Genomic DNA, 18692 nt, shown 5'->3' with positions numbered 1-18692 from the left:
TGGGATTTTTTTTTGATAAATTATTGAATTTTAATTGACATGTAAAGAATTTCATGTTAATAGTATTTTATGATAAATTAACATTCATTATAAATACTGATTATCAGTCAATAAACGAATATTTTAACAAGAAATTGGTTTTTTCATTATACTAAACAAAATATATAGTTTCCCTGAAACGTCATTAAGCCATGAATATTAAAACTAAATTTACTACTTTCGCAAACTTAATTTTTTTTTGAAAATCTATTGATATGAAGCAATTTAGATTATTGAATGTTACAGTTGGTTGGTTGTCTTTTTTGATTGCAGCCATTACTTATATTTTAACAATTGAGCCTACAACAAGTTTTTGGGATTGTGGAGAATTTATCACCACAGCTTTCAAATTGCAGGTTGGGCACCCTCCCGGAGCACCTACATTTATGATTATGGCTCGATTCTTTACTATGTTTACAACTGATGTTACACAGGTTGCAAAAATGGTAAATATCATGTCTGGTTTGGCAAGTGCTTTCACAATACTTTTTCTTTTTTGGACTATCACTCATATTGCAAAAAAAATAATAATAAAATCAGATAATCTTTCAATAGGCCAGACAATTGCAGTTTTGGGAGCAGGATTTGTTGGAGCTTTGGCATATACTTTTTCCGACACTTTTTGGTTTTCGGCAGTCGAAGCTGAAGTATATTCTTCATCATCTTTGTTCACCGCAGTAGTTTTTTGGGCAATTTTGAAATGGGAAAACGTTGCCGATCAGAAATATTCTAATCGTTGGATAATATTAATTGCTTATCTCGTTGGACTTTCTATTGGGGTTCACCTACTGAATTTATTGGCAATACCTGCAATTGTCTTTGTTTATTATTACAAAAAATATCAGGTTTCGCAAAAAGGAATTGTTTATGCTCTTATTATTTCGATTGTAATGTTGGGTGTAATTATGTATGGAATAATTCCGGGAGTTGTTATTGTAGCTTCATGGTTCGAATTGTTGTTCGTAAATATGTTTGGGTTACCTTATAATACAGGTGTAATGTTTTATATTCTTCTATTATTAGGTTCTATTATTTTTGGGATTATTTATACATCAAAGAAGAAAAAAGTTTTACTAAATACTATAATTGTTTCATTCACAGCCATTTTGATAGGCTATTCGTCATTTAGTATGGTAGTGATTCGTTCGCTTGCAAATCCACCAATGGATCAGAACAATCCTGAAACTGTATTTGGATTATTATCTTATTTGAATCGTGAACAATATGGAGACAGACCATTATTTCATGGGCAACATTACAATGCACCTATAGTTGATGAAAAAGATGATAAGGAAACTTTAACGCAAGTTGACGGAAGATATGAGGTAACTAATGTTACTCCAAAATATATTTATGATGATAGATTCCTAACTCTTTTTCCGCGTATGTATAGTGCTCAGGCAAAACATGTTAAAGAGTATAAATATTGGGGAAAAGTCGTAGGAAAACCTATTAAAGCACAAGGTAGAGATGGAGAAACAAAAGTTATGCGAGTTCCAACTTTTGGCGAAAATTTGCGATTCTTTTTCAAATACCAAATAGGACATATGTATTTAAGGTATTTCATGTGGAATTTTGCAGGAAGGCAGAACGATATTCAAGGACATGGCGATGTTTTGAAAGGAAACTGGATAAGTGGAATTCCTTTAATAGACGATGCCAGACTTGGACCTCAAGACATGCTGCCCGAATCGTTCAAAAACAATAAAGCCAACAATAAACTATATTTCTTACCATTGATTTTAGGAATAATGGGAATAGTTTATTTATATATGCGAAACAGAAAGGATTTTTGGGTAGTTTTTCTTTTATTTATTTTCACAGGATTAGCCATTGTTGTTTATCTCAATCAATATCCGATACAGCCACGCGAGAGAGACTATGCCTATGCCGGCTCGTTCTATGCTTTTGCAATTTGGATAGGACTTGGAGTTCTTTGGATTTATGAGTTATTGAATAAATATTTATCTCAAAAGGTGAGTGCTGTAATTGCAACAATTGCATGCTTCTTATTAGTTCCGGCACATATGCTTAGCCAAAATTGGGACGACCATGATCGTTCGAATAGATACACAGCAAGAGACTTTGCTCATAATTATTTAGAATCTTGTGCTCCGAATGCTATTCTGTTTACAAATGGAGACAACGACACTTTCCCGCTTTGGTATGCCCAGGAAGTTGAAGGAATTAGAACTGACGTAAGAGTTGTAAATCTTAGTTATCTAAGTACAAATTGGTATATCGATCAAATGATTAGACAATCATACGAATCAGCGCCTGTTCCGTTTACACTGAAACCGGACCAATATATTCAAGGAAAACGAGATTATGTTCCAATGTTCGATAGAACAAAAGAATATGTAGATTTGAAAAAGGTTATGCAGTTTGTAGGAAGCGAAAGCCCGAAAACAAAATATTCAGCTCAAGGCAAAGATTTAGACTATATTCCTACAAAAAAATTGAGCCTTGCTGTAGATTCTGCAAAAGTTGTGAGCAATGGAACAGTAAAATTGAAAGATGCTGACAAAATTGTGTCCTCAATAGATTGGGATCCTAAGAAAAGCTATTTGCTCAAAAACGACTTAATGACTATTGATCTTTTGACTGCCAACGACTGGGATCGTCCGGTATATTTTGCAATTACTGTTGGAAGCTCAAGCTATTTGAAACTCGAACCATATTTTCAAGTTGAAGGTTTAGCCTACCGATTGGTACCCATTAAAACCAAAGATAGCAATAAAGGCAAAATTGGTAGAATGGATACAGAAATTGTTTATGAGAATATGATGAACAAGTTCAAATGGGGAGGTATTAACGATCCAAGAGTTTATCTCGACGAAAATAATCAACGGATGCTTATGAATTTTAGAAGCAATTTTGCTCGGCTGGCTCTGGCTCTCTTCGAAGAAGGCAAAAAAGAAAAAAGTCTTGAAGTGGCTGATAGATGTATCGAACTAATGCCGCATAAATTTGTTCCATACAATTATTTCAATTTGCAATTATCAGAAGTATATTATAAATTGGGAGAAATAGAAAAAGGAAATGAAATAATAGCGCTTCTTGCTGATGTTTCAGAAGAGAAGATTAATTATTTCTTTAGTCTTGATAGAGAAGATGCTTCATTTTTTCAAGATGAACTGAAAAGAGACCTATATATGATGCAGGAATTTGTTAAAGTTGCTGAAAGAAATAAACAAAATGAAATGAAGGACGATCTTGAAAAAAGATTTTCAATTTTGTATTCAATTTATTCTCAGGGCAGTTAATTAAATTTTCTAATATATGAAAGAAATAGAAAAGCTACAATTGCAATTGTGGCTTTTTTATTTACATATTATCTGACTGAATAATTGAATATAGATTTATTCCTCAATTTCTAAGTTATCAAGGTTTTTGCTGGCAATTTCAAGTTCTGTAAACCATTCTGCACCATATTTCCTGATTAATGGTTCTTTCAAAAATTGAAATACTTCCACTTTTTTTTCTTCGCCTAATATTCTTGCTGATTTGCAAATGTCCCACTGGTCGTAGTTTACAGCTTCGAATGTGTCATATTTTTTTATTCTAATAGGATATAAATGACAAGAAATTGGCTTATGAAAATATATCTTTTTTTCTAAAAATGCTTTTTCAATAGCACATTTTATTATTCCATTTTCGTAATAAACAAAAGCACAATCTTGGTTTTCGATAAGTGGTGTAACCAAATCGCCTTCAATGTCGATAGTAGAAACCCCTTCTTTTTCAACAACTTCCTTGCCCTTTTGGGTCATATACTTTTGAATGATATTTATATTTTTCTTGATTTTTTTTGCTTCATCTTTTTCTAAAGGAGCCCCGGAATCGCCATAAATACAACAATTTCCCTTGCATTTTTCGAAATTGCAAATAAATTTTTTTTCTAATACATCTAAACTGATTATTGCATTCCCTATTTGTAGCATTGTTTCTGTCATATTAGATTTTACATTTAAACTTTTAAAAACTAATCAACTAAACCCTTCCCAGTCATTTCATTAGGAATTTCAATACCCATAATTTTCAATATTGATGGAGCTACATCGGCGAGAATACCATCTTTGATATTCTTATAATCATCGGAAACCAAAATGCAAGGAACCGGATTTAAAGAATGTGCTGTGTTTGGCGAACCGTTAGAGTTTACAGCAAAATCTGAATTTCCGTGATCGGCAATTATCATAGTTGTGTATCCATTTTTGTTTGCGATTTCCACAATTTCACCAATGCAGGCATCAACAGTTTCTAAAGCCTTTAAGATGCTTTCGTAAAAACCTGTATGGCCTACCATATCGCCATTTGCAAAGTTTAAGCAAACAAAATCAGTCTCTTGTTTTTTTAGTTCGCAAACAATTTCATTTTTAACTAAAATGGCGCTCATTTCGGGCTGTAGATCGTAGGTAGCTACTTTAGGGGATGGAATCAAAATCCTTTTTTCGTATTCAAATTCTGTTTCTCTTCCTCCTGAAAAGAAAAATGTAACATGGGCATATTTTTCAGTTTCGGCAATTCTAATTTGTTTTTTCCCTAAGCCGGAAATTATTTCTCCAAGCGTATGTTGCACATTATCTTTGGTGTAAATTACATTTATATTTTCGAAACTTTCGTCATAAGTTGTCATTGTGAGGTAGTGTAGCGGAATGGTTTTCATCCCATACTCCTGCATATCTTTTTGAGTAAGAGCAACAGTAATTTCTCGCAATCTGTCGGTTCTAAAATTGAAGCAAATTACGAGATCGTTTTCTTTGATTATTCCAACCGGATTTCCATCAGCATCAACTTTCACAATTGGTTTAATAAATTCATCAGTGATACCTTCTTCATAGGATTCTTTTATTGAATTTAAAATATTATCTGTTTTTTTTCCATTACCTAAAACCAATGCATCGTATCCAATTTTTACTCTTTCCCAGCGTTTGTCTCTGTCCATAGTGAAATATCGACCTGTAAGGCTGGCAATTTCGCCATTCGACTTTTCCAAATGTTGTTCAAGTTCTTCGACATATCCATATCCGCTTTTTGGATCGGTATCACGACCATCAGTCAAAGCGTGAATAAAAACATTATTCAAATCATATTCTTTAGTCATATCGCATAGCTTGAACAAGTGGCTACTCAAGGAATGAACTCCTCCATCGCCAACCAAACCTAAGAAATGTACAGCACTGTTTTTTTCTTTTGCGTAAGAAAATGCTTCAGCCAAAGTTTCATTTTCTGAAATGCTATTATCTTTAATAGCTTTATTTATTCTTACCAAATCCTGATAAACTATTCTTCCAGCACCAATATTCAGGTGTCCAACTTCTGAATTTCCCATTTGCCCCTCAGGCAATCCAACATTTTCGCCACTAGTTAATAATTGGGAGTTTGGATATTTCTCTTTCAAAAAATCCATATTTGGAGTATTTGCTTGAAAAATTGCATCTGATTTCGATTTGTCGCCAATTCCCCAACCATCTAATATCATTAATAATACTCTATTTTTTAATTCCATAATTTTAAAATTTTTGCAAAAGTATCTTTTTTATAATTCGTATTGCCATATTTTTGACAATATGGAATTTTTCATATTTCTATTTTGAAATTTGCTTATGAAAATCAGTTATATATAAGTGTTTAAAAATTTAATAATTTGACATATTTTCTTTCTCTTAATTTTATAAAAGAAAGCAAAAAATCTAATGATTTTTAAGAATCAAATACATTGATTTTTTGTTACTAATCAGTGTCGGATTCTTGAAGTTAATAATAAGCTTTCTCTATGAAACTCAGTGTCTTCTTTGTGGTTCTTTGTGAAATAGCTATTACACAAACTTGCTCAGAGAAGCACAAAGGGGCACAAAGATTAAAAGGAATTATTTAGAACCCATATTATTATAATTTTCAGTACACAGATTAGTTAAGATTTTTTATTGCAAAAACAAAATTAATTACTAAAATTGCAGACAGGATTATTTTTTTGGAATTTGGAATTTAAATATTCAAATATGATTGATAAGAAAGAAGACAAAGGAATTGAACGTAGGAAATTCCTGAAGAAAATGGGTGGATTAGCAGCAGGTTCTGTAGCAGCAGGTTGTGTGTTACCATTAAGTTCATGTTCTGCCGAAGCAAAATCGGGCGAAAAAATTGCAGTACTTTCAACAGATGGTAAAGTCATTGAGGTAGATAAAAATGACATTCAAGAAATTGAAAAAGCTGCAGTTGAAAATGATCCTGGCAGAATTGGTCTGGTAGATAAAAAGTTTGTAATGGTAATAGATTTGGCAAAATGTAGAAATGCCAGAGAATGTATGAAATCGTGCCAAAGTGCACATCAGTTGCACCCCGACCAGCATCACATAAATGTTTTGGCTATGCAGGATACCGAAAAAACTGCACCTTATTATTTGCCTAAACCTTGCCAACATTGCGACAACCCACCTTGTGTTGCTGTTTGTCCGGTTGATGCAACTTTCAAACGACAAGACGGAATAGTTTTGGTGGACAATGAAAGATGTATTGGTTGCAGATTTTGCATGGCAGCTTGCCCTTATTCTGCACGAACATTTAACTGGTTTGAACCAAAAGATGCTGAAAAATATAAGGATGTTGAATACGATATCGAAAAAAACGTTCCTCAGAAAAAAGGAACAGTTACGAAATGTTGTTTTAGTGCCGACAAACTAAGAAATGATGAGCTTCCATATTGCGTAACAGCTTGCCCTAATGGTGTTTATTATTTTGGTGATTCCAACGAGAATGCTGTAACTAACGGAACGAGCAAAGAAACTGTAAGCCTAAGCGAACTTTTGAAGAAAAATGCTGCCTACCAACTAATGGACAAGCTTGGAACAAAACCAAGTGTGTATTATTTGCCTCCGAAAAATAGGATGTTTGAGTTTGAACCTCCAAAAGATGAAAATAATTCGTAATTATTTAAATGTCAATAATATAAAGATATGAAAGAAGATAATTCTAATACAAGTTTTTCAAAAATACAGCATGATTTATCCAGAACGGTTGGTTTAAACACCAAGTATTTTGTCTGGATGACATTTCTTACTGTTGCTCTGGTTGTTTGTTTATATGCTTATTTTGTACAGCTAAAAAATGGTCTGGGTGTTACTGGTATGAGAGATTTTATTTCTTGGGGAATGTATATTTCAAACTTTGTGTTTTTTATAGCCACAAGTCTCGTTGGTTTGCTTATTAGTAGTATTTTAGGTTTGTCAGGTCAAAAATGGATTACTCCAATAAGTCGAATTGCTGAGATTTTAGCAGTAGCATTTGCTATAGTAGCAGGTTTAGTAATTGTTTCCGATATGGGTCGCCCCGATAGAGTTTTACATCTCTTGTTTTATGGAAGGTTGCAATCTCCAATTATTTGGGATATTACTGTAGTTATTACATACGTTGTTATGAGCGTTTTATTATTATATCTTCCATTGATACCTGATACTTATGCATTAAAAAACTATAAAACATTTCCAAAATGGCAACAAAAGTTGTATAAATTTCTGTCAGCAGGATGGAGTGGCAGACCCGAACAAATAGCAATAGTTAAAAAATCTATTCGAATACTACTAATTCTCATCATACCTGTAGGTTTAGCAATTCATACTGTTACATCTTGGTTGTTTGCTACAACATCAAGGGTAGGATGGGATTCAACTATTTTCGGTCCTTATTTTGTTGCGGGAGCTTTTGTTGCAGGAGTTGGAGCAGTAATTGTTGCAATGTATTTTTTCAGAATAAACTATAAATTAAAAGAATATTTGACCGATTTGCATTTCGACAAAATGGGAAAACTATTAGTACTGGTAATGTTTGTTTATATATACTTTAACATAAATGAATTTCTAGTTCCCGGTTTTAAGTTGAAAAGTGATGATGCGGTGCATCTTAAAGAGTTATTCACTGGGCACTGGTCAACATTATTTTGGTTTGCAATTATTCCTTGTATGATAATTCCCACGATTTTAATGTTTTTTACTAAAATGAGAAAACCATTTCCAATGCTAATAATTTCGTTATTTGTAATAATTGGTGCATGGATTAAGAGATATTTAATTGTGGTACCTACAATGTCGCATCCATTTCTGCCGGTTCAAAATGTTTCTGAAGAATATGTTGTATATTCGCCAACAGCTGTTGAGATTTTGGTAACAGCTGCATCTTTTATTATAGTTTTATTGATTGTAAGTGTGCTTGCAAAAGTGTTCCCAATTATCCCAATGTGGGAATACGAGCATGAACAGAAGGAAAATGAATAGTGCTTATTTTATTATAGGATAACAGAATTATTTCAAAATAATGAAATAGCCTTGTCTGTAAAGATTAGGCTATTTTTTTTGGTATTAAGCTCATTATTTTTTTTGGATTATGTGCTTTTAATCCTATTTTATCTTTGCTCAATATGAGCAATCTGCTGTAGTAATATAGCTCCGTTCTTGTTTTAGCTCATCGGAGCGTACTGATAACCTATCCATTCAAACAAGGAACTTACATTATAAGCAATTTCAAATTTTGAAAAAAATCAATTTGATATAATATTTTGTTTTTTAAGGTTGCTCCTCTGAAACTGATTTTTTAATTTTGTAATTTTTTCTACAAACAGTTTTGTCCTGCTTAGGCTTTTCAATGGTATTCCATCAATTTTAATTGAACTAAAGCTACATTATTATAATGTGATAGAATCCCAACTATAATTAAATCTCTTCCCGTACTTTGTATGAGCAAACTTTTAAAAGCCTATTCGTGGAGGCTTGACAATCATCTATTTAATTAGATTCAGTAGAATCTATACAATTCCAGTAAAACCCATAAACGCCATTGCAAGTAATCCGGCAATTATAAATGCAATTGGAACGCCTTTCATGGCTTTTGGAACATTCGTAAGCTCTACATGCTCACGTAAGCCTGCAAAAACAATAAGTGCTAAACCAAAGCCAACCGCATTAGCAATTGCGAAAACTACACTATGTAAAAGTGTAATTGTTCCTTCAACCCCTGGAATTTGTCCATCAGTTACCATAATAGCAACTCCAAGAACAGCACAATTGGTAGTTATAAGCGGAAGAAATATTCCGAGTGCTTGATAAAGTGGAGGACTTATTTTCTTCAACATTATCTCGACCATCTGAACTAATGATGCAATAATAATGATAAAAGTAATAGTTCGCATAAATTGTATTCCAAAAGCCTCAAGCACATATTTCTGAATAAGATATGTTACAATTGTAGCAATTACCATAACAAAAGTAACTGCACCGGTCATACCAATAGATGTTTCTACTTTGTTTGATACTCCAATAAATGGACAAACTCCAAGAAATTTTGCAAGAAGAATATTGTTTACAAAAATTGCTGATATAATGATAATGATATATTCCATAATTGTAATTTTTAAGATTTTTTGTTGATTAATTTGTTGTTAAGTACAATAAGGTATCCCAACACGATGAAAGCACCCGGTGATAGCACGAAAGCTATCATTCCGCCTTCATAAAGGTCTAATCCGAATATTTGACCACTTCCGAGAATCTCTCTAACTCCTCCAAGTACAGTAAGTGCAAGCGAAAAACCAATCCCCATTCCAAGACCATCAACAAAGGAGGATAAAAACGTATTTTTCGAAGCAAATGCTTCAGCTCTACCGAGAACCAAACAATTCACCACGATAAGAGGAATAAATAAACCTAATTGCTTGAACAAATCGGGTAAATATGCCTGCATTGTAAGTTCTACAATAGTAACAAATGAGGCGATAATTACAATGAATGATGGTATTCGCACTTTGTCAGGAATAAAATTTTTGATTAAAGCTACAACCATATTCGAACCGAGAAGTACAAATGTTGTGGCAAGTCCCATTCCTAATCCATTCAATGCACTTGTAGTAACACCAAGCGTAGGACAAAGTCCGAGAAATAATACAAAAACCGCATTTTCTTTAAAAATACCTTTCGAGAAATTTTTCCACTGGCTCATATATCTTATTTTTAATATTATTAATCTTTAATTGTTAAATCAATTATGTCTTATTTGTTTTTCATATAAATGTCGTAGGCTCTTTGCACAGCATCGCAATATGCTCTCGAACTTATTGTTGAAGCAGTGATTGCATCAATAAGTCCGCCATCTTTGGTAACTACGAGATTGTCGTTTGCTGGATTTTTTCCATTAAATTGATTGCTCCATTCCGATTTATCTTTCTGCATTTTATCTCCTAAACCAGGAGTTTCTTTGTGGTCCAAAACAGAAATGTTTATTATTTCACCTTCAGGAGAAAAACCAACCATCAATTGAATTAAACCGGAAAATCCTTTTTTAGTATATGTTTTGATTGCTGTTCCAATCAATTCTCCATCTTTTTTTGCTGGATAAAATTCGAGACTATCGCCTTCTGCAATTGGAATTTTATACATTTCGGCATTTGGATCGTTGGTGAAACCGGGAACTACTGTATTTATGGCTTCAAGCTTTCGCTTAAGTTTTGCAGCAGCTATGGGCGCTTTTGTTAATTCATAAACAAATCCGAGGGCAGTTGAAGCTACGAGGGCTACAAGAAACAAGGTTAATACCATGTTTACAAATGTCGATTCTTTTTTACTTGCCATACCTAATTCTTTTTTATTGATTATTTTATATTTTTGATTGAAAACGACTATTAATTTTTTATTGATTCTTTTTTGTTGAATTCATTATTATAAGTTAAATTTTTTTGTGCTGTTTTTCTTGAAGAAATAAATATTGAAGTTATTTCTTTTGATTCTTGTATTAATTCATTAACGAATTTAATATCAGTTAACAATTTTTCATCTTTTGCAAATTCTAACCAAAAATTTGACTCGTCAATTTCTTCAATTACTATTCCTAATTTTGCACTAAAACTCTTTTTTGACTGAGCAACACAACTTGCCCGATAATTTGCTGCAACAGAAGTAGAACATCTATTCGATTGCCCTTGAATGTGATATCCTAAATTGCTTTTTGCAAAAGTTAAAGCAATTTTTACACAATCATGTGCAAACTTTTTTGTTCTATATTTTAATTCTATCTCTGTCAATTTTATTTTTTTTAATATTCAATAAAAAATAATAAATAATCATTTTTTCGTTTCTCCAAATCTCTTTGGTTTGACATATGTGTTAATAAGCGGAACAAAGGCGTTCATTATTAAAATTGCAAATGAAACTCCTTCGGGATATGCTCCAAAAACTCTTATCAGAACAGTAAGTATTCCAATCCCGAGTGCAAAAATTACCATCCCTTTTACCGACATTGGCGAAGTAACCATATCTGTAGCCATAAAAACAGCTCCTAATAATGCACCACCGGTAAGCAGGTGAAATACAGGATCTGCATTTGCTTCAGGATTTACTAACCATAAAATTCCTGTAAAGACAAAAATTGTCCCTAACATAACGATTGGGATATGCCAAGTAATTATCTTTTTTACAAGCATATAACCAAATCCTATCAAGATTGCTATAGCAGAAACTTCTCCGAGCGAGCCTCCAAGATTTCCAAGAAACATATCTAAATATGTAGGAATTTGATCGGCAATTTCACTAATTGGTGTTTCGTTTCGTACAGCTTCTTTTATTATTGCAAGAGGAGTTGCACCGGTTTCAGCATCAACAATTTGCATTCGTGAAATTACAGCTTTGGGCCATGAGGTCATTTCAACCGGAAAGGAGATTAATAGAAAAACCCTTCCAACCAATGCAGGATTGAATGGATTGCTTCCTAAACCTCCAAAAGTCATTTTTCCAATTGCGATTGCCACGAAACTTCCAATAATAATTATCCAAATTGGCAGATTACTCGGAACGTTGAATGCCAGCAACATGCCGGTAATAATAGCAGATCCATCGTTAATTGTTGGTTTTACTTTCAATAAATATTTCTGAATTAGCCATTCGAAAATCACTGCTGAAGCTATTGCAATTAATGTAACTTTTAGTGCACCAAGTCCGAAGTAAACCAATGAAACTGCAAAAGCCGGAAGCATTGCAATAATTACTCCATACATTATTTTTCTTACTGAATCGTCTCCATAGTTATGCGGAGATGGAGATATTGTGATTAATTTGCTCATTATTTTTAATAATTTATTTTAGTTTAATAAATTTATTTTCTTCTTGCTCTAATAATCTGCCCTACAGTTCCTTTTCCTAATCTGATATAATCTAACAATGGTCGGTTTGATGGGCAGGTGTAGCTACACGAGCCACACTCAATGCAGTCCATTACATTTGCTGATTCAACTTTGTCGAACATTTTGTTTTCTGTTGTACTCATTATGAAAAATGGTTCTAAACCCATCGGACAAACAACAGTACATCTTGCACAGCGAATACAATTCAACGATTCTTTACGTTTCGATTCATCTTCGGGTAGGATTAAAATTCCTGAAGTTCCTTTCGTAACCGGAGAATCGACACTATTAAGAGCTTTCCCCATCATTGGACCGCCACTTATAATTTTTCCGGTATCGTCTGGAATTCCGCCCGAAGCGGCAAGAAGTTCTGAAACTGGTGTCCCAATTCTAACCATATAATTTGCAGGTTTGCTTACAGATTTTCCGGTAACAGTAACTACTCGTTCGAAAAGAGGTTTGTTTTTCTGAATTGCTTCGTAAACAGCAAAAGTTGTACCCACATTCTGAACTACAGCTCCGACATCAATTGGTAATCCTCCTGATGGGACTTCTCTGTTTATCAGTGCTTTGATTAGCTGTTTTTCACCTCCCTGCGGATATTGCACTTTCAAAGCATATATTTCAATTCCTGGATATTTATCAACCAATTTAGATAATAATTCAATTGCATCGGGTTTGTTATTTTCGATGCCAATCATGGCTTTTTTGACATTTAAGCCTCTCATTAGAATTTGAGTTCCTATGAGCATTTCTTCTGCCTTTTCGAGCATCAATCGGTGGTCAGAGGTCAGGTATGGTTCGCATTCCACTCCATTAATTATCAGAACTTCTGCAGTTTTGCCTTTTGGAACTGAAAGTTTAATATGAGTTGGGAAGGTTGCTCCTCCAAGTCCTACTATTCCGGATTCAAGAATTTTCGAAATTATTTCTTCTCCATTTACCGAGATATTTTTGCTCAGTTGTTTGCTCTGATCAATAGTTTCCAACCACTCATCGCCTTCAACTTTAATAATTACAGTTTTTCTTTTATATCCGCTTGAATCAATAATATCATCTATTTTCTGAACCGTGCCCGATACCGAAGAATGAATATTTGTAGATACAAATCCTGAGCTTTTTGCAATTATTTGCCCAACTTTAACTGCATCTCCTTTTTTAACAACAGGAGTAGAAGGGGCTCCAAGATGCTGTGAAATAGGAATATATGCTGTTTTTGGTATTGCTAGTTGCACTATTGCACCTTCTTTCGATATTTTGTTTTCAGGAGGATGAACACCACCTTTTGGAAATGTTTTTAGCATTTTATATCTGTTTATTTATTTTCTTGAAAGTCAATTGTTAATTATAAAAACCTAATATATTGTGTTTTAAAATCAAGAATCTGATTTTTCACTTTTAGATTCGCTATCTTTATTTTCTATAGTGATTACTTCTTTTTTTTCAGAATCCGCAACTTTTGCCTTTTCAACTACAGCTTTCTCAGGTTTTGCAACTTTTACTTTTCTTGGCGGAAAATTTAATTCATGTATTGCCTTAGTAGGACATACAACAACACATTTTCTGCACAATGTACATTTGTCTGCATCGATATATGCAAGGAAATTATCGACTGTAATTGCATCGAATTTACATTCTTTAACACATCGTTTACAACCTATACATGCTACATCGCAACCGATTTTTTTGGCTGCTCCTTTGTCTTTGTTCATACATGAAACAAAAATACGTCTCGACTTTTTCCCTTTTGGGCGAAGCTCTAACAATAGTTTTGGACATGCTTCAACACAAGCATTGCAAGCGGTACACTTTTCATCATCAATCACAGGCAAACCGGTTTTTTCGTCCATATACATTGCATCGAAATTGCATGCATCAACACATTCGCCCATTCCAAGACATCCAAAATGACAACCAGTATCGCCTCCGTAAAGATTATGAGCAGCAGTACAATTGTAGGCTCCATCATATTGGTTTGTTTTTGCACGATTATCGCAGGCTCCATTACATTTCAGAACTGCAATTACCGGATCTTTTTCTACTACCTCTTTGCCGAGTGCTTTTGCCACATCGCTCATGCACTCGTTGCCACCAACCGGACAAAACAGGTCGCCCAGATTTTCGGCTTTTACACAGGCTTCTGCAAAATTTCTACAACCCGGAAAACCGCAGCCACCGCAATTTGCACTTGGTAAAACTTCTTCTACTTCATCAATTTTCGGGTCTTCAAAAACTTTAAATTTTTGTGCTATAAAGAACAATATCATTGCCGCAACAATACCTATTGCACTCAATGAAATAATAGTGAAAATAACTGTTTCGCTCATTTTTTTTTATTTAAACAATTTTTTGAAGTGTGAATGAAAACTTTTTCTTCAAGCTTGATTTACTGAAATATAAAATAATATAATATGGAATTAGTACGGAAAGAGATAATAAGCCACTAATTGCTTCATTATTAGAGAAATTACTTGAAACAATTAATGTAGCAAGAACTAATATAAATGGAAAGATATATCCTAAAAACATTGCATGAAACCCTAATGATTCTTGCATTATTACATTTACTGTTTCGCCAATGCTAAAATCGCCATTTTTTCTTACAATTTCTATTTCTTTCTCATCAACTTCAGAAAGGTTGCACAAACCTTTTGCATGGCATGAGGCACAAGACGACTCTGCAAGTATTGAAACACGGATTTGTTTTGCGTCAATACTTTTTATAAATCCTTTATGTTCAATAGTTTTTGTTGAACTCATTAATTTCTATATCCTTTCAAATTTCGCACAAAAATATACAGTTTAATTTATATACAATAGTTTTATTAAAATATTTATACATAAATCTTTAAATTAATTTTATTTAATATCATTCTAAATAAGAACTTGAATATTTGGCATGATTAAATCTATATTTCGAGAACTTTATAATAAAAAATAGCTTTAGTTTTTGTTAGTTTTGTAATAATGATTCACATATTGTAACTAATCAGTGTTCTGAAAAGTTATAATGATACGGATTCTCGAGAATTCTTTTATAATCTTTGTCCCACTTTGTGCTATTCCAAGCAATTTTGTGTATTGGCTGTTTCACAAAGAACCACAAAGGAGACACTGAGTTTCACAGAGAAAGCTTATTCATGACTTCAAGTTTCTGAAACTGATTTATTAGTGTCTCTAAGAGAACAGTTCAAAATTAAAAATATCTCTTTTTGCGATATTTTGTATTAGCAAGAAGACTCAATGATTTGAAGTGGTGTTTAAGAAAAAATCAAAAATCTCGAAAATGCCGGAATGAAGGTGCTGAAGTGATTGACGTTTTCTTATTGTCTTTTATTTTGATCACAAAAATTATTTTTGAAAAAAGTGAATTATTTTTTGGAATTTAAAAATGAATATTCTACTTTTGCAAGCCCAAAATAATTTGGTGCCATAGCTCAGTTGGTAGAGCAACGGACTGAAAATCCGTGTGTCCCTGGTTCAATTCCAGGTGGCACCACAAAAGCCACTCAAATAGAGTGGCTTTTGTTTTTAAATCGCATTATGTCAGGGATATACAAAATATGAATATTTGAAAAATATTAGAAAATAGGTTTGTTATAGCATACTTGTTTGAAAAATATTAGAAAAAAATAATAGAAAATATAAATATCACATTGTCAGGACATTGCTATCAATGGTGCATCTCAAATTTTCTTTTGCTTGATGAACCGCTAAGTACGAGAATTGTACGCTTAGTGGTGTGAGAGGTGTACTGGTGGCTATTTTGCCATCAGCCACCTACTCGATTAGGTTTTCGTGCTTAATTTCTCCTGTTCTCCAGTCGAGATTGGCAAGACATACTTTTTTGCAGTTTTTGAATGTGTGTAAGCTTGTGCGAACTGCAAATATGTATGGCTTTGGAGTTGCCTTTACCATCCTCGAATTTCATTTGCTAAATTGACAAAATCAACATGCGGTCTATCGCTAATAGTTGGTGGCAATAAAATTACTGCTCTTAAATCATTGATAAATTTTTCAGCACCACCATCTAAACCAATTTCTTTTAATTTGTCAAAGTTTTTTTCGCTTGTCAAAATTTGATAATCAGAATTGAACGTAACCAAATTTCTATCAAAAGCTCGATGATGTATTGCACAAAGTGAAATTCCATTTGAAGTTTCATCAGTCCCATCATGTTGAACAGGAACTATGTGAGCCGCATCAATTAACTTCAATTGTATGCCACAAAAAGCACAATGATTTGAATATGATGTTAATACCCTTGATTTAAAACTATTGTCTCGGATTTTCTTTTTTACACTTACAACAGTTGTTTGTCTTTCCTCGGTAACCTCAGCTATTTCAGCATCATTTACTTCTTCAGGATTATCTGTAAGCACTTCTAAAACTTCTAAATCTTGTTCGGATTCTCCAAAAGAGTGTAATGATTCCAGATTTCTAATATATTCAGTAATAAAGTCAGGTCTAAAAGAAATCGCTATCTCTTGATTGTCTTTCTCCCATGCAGCCATACCTTTAATGTGGGCTTTACGCAAAGCTTCTTCACGAATTTGGATAGATGGAGAAAACCCTAAAACACCATTGTGCTTATTAAAGTCGAAACCAGCAAATACTTCTCCTTCGCGCCACCATCCTAAAATCAATGTTTTGCCATTTGGTTCTAAGTCGAATTGTTCGACACCTGTTATTTGAATACGATACTCATCTGCTGGTCTCATCGCACCACCTCCATGAGTTAGGTTCCATATGTAAATTCTTACATTATGAGACTCTTCTCCTTTATAAATTTTCAATCTAAAAGGGTGATATTTAGGGTCAGATAGATATAAAATATTCCAACCATCGTCTCTAATTCCCTGAATTATTAGTTCAAGTAAGTCATACTTTCGATGTCTCGATGCCATTTGTTTTTTTATTTTTTGGTAATAAATCTGAAAATGAATCAAAATGATATATGCTGCCCTCCAAATATTGCTCATTTAATTCCATTGAAATCCATCTGCGATTTAAATTTTCAGCAGAAACCCCAGTAGTATTTGAGCCAGCAAAAGGGTCTAAAACAATATCATTTTCATCTGTTAGAAATTTTATAAAGAAATCCGAAAATCCAACAGGGAACCTTGCTGGGTGTGGTTTAATTCCATTCTCTCTACATTTTTTTTGATATTGACCATTTGAGTTTGTGTTTGCTAATTCAAGTAGATTTGGTGGTATTGCTCCTCCATTATCTTTTCCAAACTTATCAGATATATCATGTCCGCTTGGTCTTAGCTTTGCTTTATACCCATTCTTAATTAAAGACTTCATACTGGCACTATAGGGTTTAAGAACATTTCTGTTGGTTGCTTTTGGAAATTGAGATTTTGAAAGCCACCATACTACATTAACAGAATCTTTAACTCTAATTCTTCTTACAGTCACCCATTCAGCAGGGGTGGGTAATCTTGAAGGATTATAGTGATAAAATTCTTGTGCCAAGAAGAAGTTCTGCTCTCTACAAAGTCTTACTAAGAGTTCATATTGATAGATACTTCTAACTGGGAATCCAGGAATATAAGCACCTCCTAAATCAATCACCAACGACCCTTCATCAGAAAGAATTCTATAAAATTCTTTTGAAAATTGAAGAAACCAGTCAACGTATTCTTCTTCTTGTTTGTTTCCATATTCTTTCTGTCTTGTCAATGCAAAAGGAGGTGATGTTAAAATTAAATCAACTGAAGAATCGGGTATTTTCTTCATGAGTTTTAAACTGTCTCCTAAATATGCAGCCCCTAATCCCGTTTTATAAAATGCTTTCTTTCCTATACTTATATCTTTCATTTGTCTGACAGTTTTATTTTATATAGTTTTTTATCTATTCGATTTAAATATTCAATTTTTTCTTCGGCAACTTTTAATGCGTCTTTTGCATAAGCTTCATTGCCAATTTCATAAACTATTTGGTCACTAAAAAAAGTAACCAACATTTCTTTTTCATTGTAATTAAAAAAAACAGCAAGTTTTATAACCTGTTCTTTGCTTAATTTTCTTTGTCCTCGTTCAATTTTACTTAACACTGCTTGGTCTATATCTAAAAAAGCAGCTACCTTTCTTAAAGGATAGCCTTCTCTTTCTCTCAATTTTCGTATTAATTCACCAATGTTTTGCATTTTGAATTTATTATTTTGACAAATGTAGTCAAAGATTTGTTTTCAAACATGATTAACCCCAATTGTTTTTCCTACTACTTATTAACATTGTAGCAAGGGTGTGAAGAATAGTTCTTTTGGTTTTTTAGGGTTGGATTTGTGTGAGTTGGCAAAAAATCAAATGTGCTATTGTGCGTCTGGTTTTTTGCATGAAACCTAACGAATAGCTGTATGAATCGGTTCATTTAATGATTTATACAGCATGTTGAACTAAACCTCACATTCGTGAGGTGGTTTTTGTGGAATTTGTAGTCTTAGTTTTTCAGTAATTATCAAATTTGTCATATTATTAATTT

At 33.2% G+C, this 18692-nt stretch carries 17 protein-coding genes and 1 tRNA gene; 4 read left to right on the top strand and 14 right to left on the bottom strand.

Going from position 1 to position 18692, the window contains the following annotated elements:
* Positions 1-254 precede the first annotated feature (254 nt).
* Positions 255-3305, top strand: a complete 3051-nt coding sequence (locus HN894_09825; protein ID MBT7143626.1) for a DUF2723 domain-containing protein — start codon at positions 255-257, stop codon at positions 3303-3305.
* Positions 3306-3401: 96 nt separating this feature from the next.
* Here HN894_09825 and HN894_09820 read toward each other — a convergent pair whose 3' ends face one another.
* Positions 3402-3983: a DUF3109 family protein gene (locus tag HN894_09820; protein ID MBT7143625.1), complete on the bottom strand. Its 582-nt coding sequence runs from the start codon at positions 3981-3983 to the stop codon at positions 3402-3404.
* A 41-nt stretch (positions 3984-4024) separates the two neighbouring features.
* Entirely contained in the window at positions 4025-5551 is a 1527-nt protein-coding gene (locus HN894_09815) for a 2,3-bisphosphoglycerate-independent phosphoglycerate mutase (protein ID MBT7143624.1), read from the bottom strand.
* A gap of 493 nt (positions 5552-6044) precedes the next feature.
* Between HN894_09815 and HN894_09810 the strand changes: the two genes are divergently transcribed.
* Together HN894_09810 and nrfD are read left to right on the top strand one after the other, a co-directional pair.
* Complete coding sequence (locus HN894_09810; GenBank protein MBT7143623.1) at positions 6045-6971, top strand: 4Fe-4S dicluster domain-containing protein; 927 nt, start codon at positions 6045-6047, stop codon at positions 6969-6971.
* Between the two features lie 27 nt (positions 6972-6998).
* Positions 6999-8312, top strand: a complete 1314-nt coding sequence (gene nrfD, locus HN894_09805; GenBank protein MBT7143622.1) for a polysulfide reductase NrfD — start codon at positions 6999-7001, stop codon at positions 8310-8312.
* A gap of 527 nt (positions 8313-8839) precedes the next feature.
* Here nrfD and HN894_09800 read toward each other — a convergent pair.
* The 8 genes from HN894_09800 to HN894_09765 all read right to left on the bottom strand — a co-directional run bounded on the left by HN894_09800 (position 8840) and on the right by HN894_09765 (position 14962).
* Entirely contained in the window at positions 8840-9433 is a 594-nt protein-coding gene (locus HN894_09800) for an RnfABCDGE type electron transport complex subunit A (GenBank protein MBT7143621.1), read from the bottom strand.
* Between the two features lie 11 nt (positions 9434-9444).
* Positions 9445-10029, bottom strand: a complete 585-nt coding sequence (locus HN894_09795; GenBank protein MBT7143620.1) for an electron transport complex subunit E — start codon at positions 10027-10029, stop codon at positions 9445-9447.
* A 50-nt stretch (positions 10030-10079) separates the two neighbouring features.
* Positions 10080-10658, bottom strand: a complete 579-nt coding sequence (locus HN894_09790) for an RnfABCDGE type electron transport complex subunit G (GenBank protein ID MBT7143619.1) — start codon at positions 10656-10658, stop codon at positions 10080-10082.
* A gap of 50 nt (positions 10659-10708) precedes the next feature.
* On the bottom strand, positions 10709-11107 hold the full coding sequence (locus HN894_09785; GenBank protein MBT7143618.1) for a four helix bundle protein: 399 nt from the start codon (positions 11105-11107) through the stop codon (positions 10709-10711).
* A gap of 39 nt (positions 11108-11146) precedes the next feature.
* Positions 11147-12142 (bottom strand): RnfABCDGE type electron transport complex subunit D, encoded by a 996-nt coding sequence (locus HN894_09780; GenBank protein MBT7143617.1) that lies wholly within the window; start codon positions 12140-12142, stop codon positions 11147-11149.
* 32 nt (positions 12143-12174) lie between these two features.
* A complete protein-coding gene (rsxC, locus tag HN894_09775) occupies positions 12175-13506 on the bottom strand; it encodes an electron transport complex subunit RsxC (protein ID MBT7143616.1) in 1332 nt (443 codons plus the stop codon).
* Positions 13507-13578: 72 nt separating this feature from the next.
* Positions 13579-14529, bottom strand: coding sequence for a Fe-S cluster domain-containing protein (locus tag HN894_09770; GenBank protein MBT7143615.1), 951 nt, complete (start codon positions 14527-14529; stop codon positions 13579-13581).
* A 10-nt stretch (positions 14530-14539) separates the two neighbouring features.
* Positions 14540-14962, bottom strand: a complete 423-nt coding sequence (locus HN894_09765) for a SoxR reducing system RseC family protein (protein MBT7143614.1) — start codon at positions 14960-14962, stop codon at positions 14540-14542.
* A 666-nt stretch (positions 14963-15628) separates the two neighbouring features.
* On the opposite strand from HN894_09765, the gene HN894_09760 reads away from it, so the two are divergent.
* Positions 15629-15701 (top strand) — tRNA-Phe (locus HN894_09760).
* Between the two features lie 281 nt (positions 15702-15982).
* On the opposite strand, the gene HN894_09755 is transcribed toward HN894_09760, so the two are convergent.
* Genes HN894_09755 through HN894_09740 form a run of 4 tightly spaced genes read right to left on the bottom strand, consistent with a single transcriptional unit; the run spans position 15983 to position 18357 of the window.
* Complete coding sequence (locus HN894_09755) at positions 15983-16120, bottom strand: hypothetical protein (protein MBT7143613.1); 138 nt, start codon at positions 16118-16120, stop codon at positions 15983-15985.
* The gene (locus tag HN894_09750) at positions 16114-17109 is read right to left on the bottom strand and encodes an HNH endonuclease (protein ID MBT7143612.1); all 996 of its coding nucleotides are present in this window, start codon (positions 17107-17109) and stop codon (positions 16114-16116) included. Before HN894_09750 ends, HN894_09755 begins: the two co-directional genes overlap by 7 nt.
* Positions 17084-18028: a site-specific DNA-methyltransferase gene (locus HN894_09745; protein MBT7143611.1), complete on the bottom strand. Its 945-nt coding sequence runs from the start codon at positions 18026-18028 to the stop codon at positions 17084-17086. Before HN894_09745 ends, HN894_09750 begins: the two co-directional genes overlap by 26 nt.
* Complete coding sequence (locus tag HN894_09740; protein MBT7143610.1) at positions 18025-18357, bottom strand: helix-turn-helix transcriptional regulator; 333 nt, start codon at positions 18355-18357, stop codon at positions 18025-18027. Before HN894_09740 ends, HN894_09745 begins: the two co-directional genes overlap by 4 nt.
* Between the last annotated feature and the right edge of the window lie 335 nt (positions 18358-18692).

This window comes from Bacteroidota bacterium (assembly GCA_018692315.1).
Lineage (GTDB): Bacteria > Bacteroidota > Bacteroidia > Bacteroidales > JABHKC01 > JABHKC01.
Note: the sequence above shows the minus strand (reverse complement) of the source record. Positions and strands in the feature narration are given on the sequence as shown.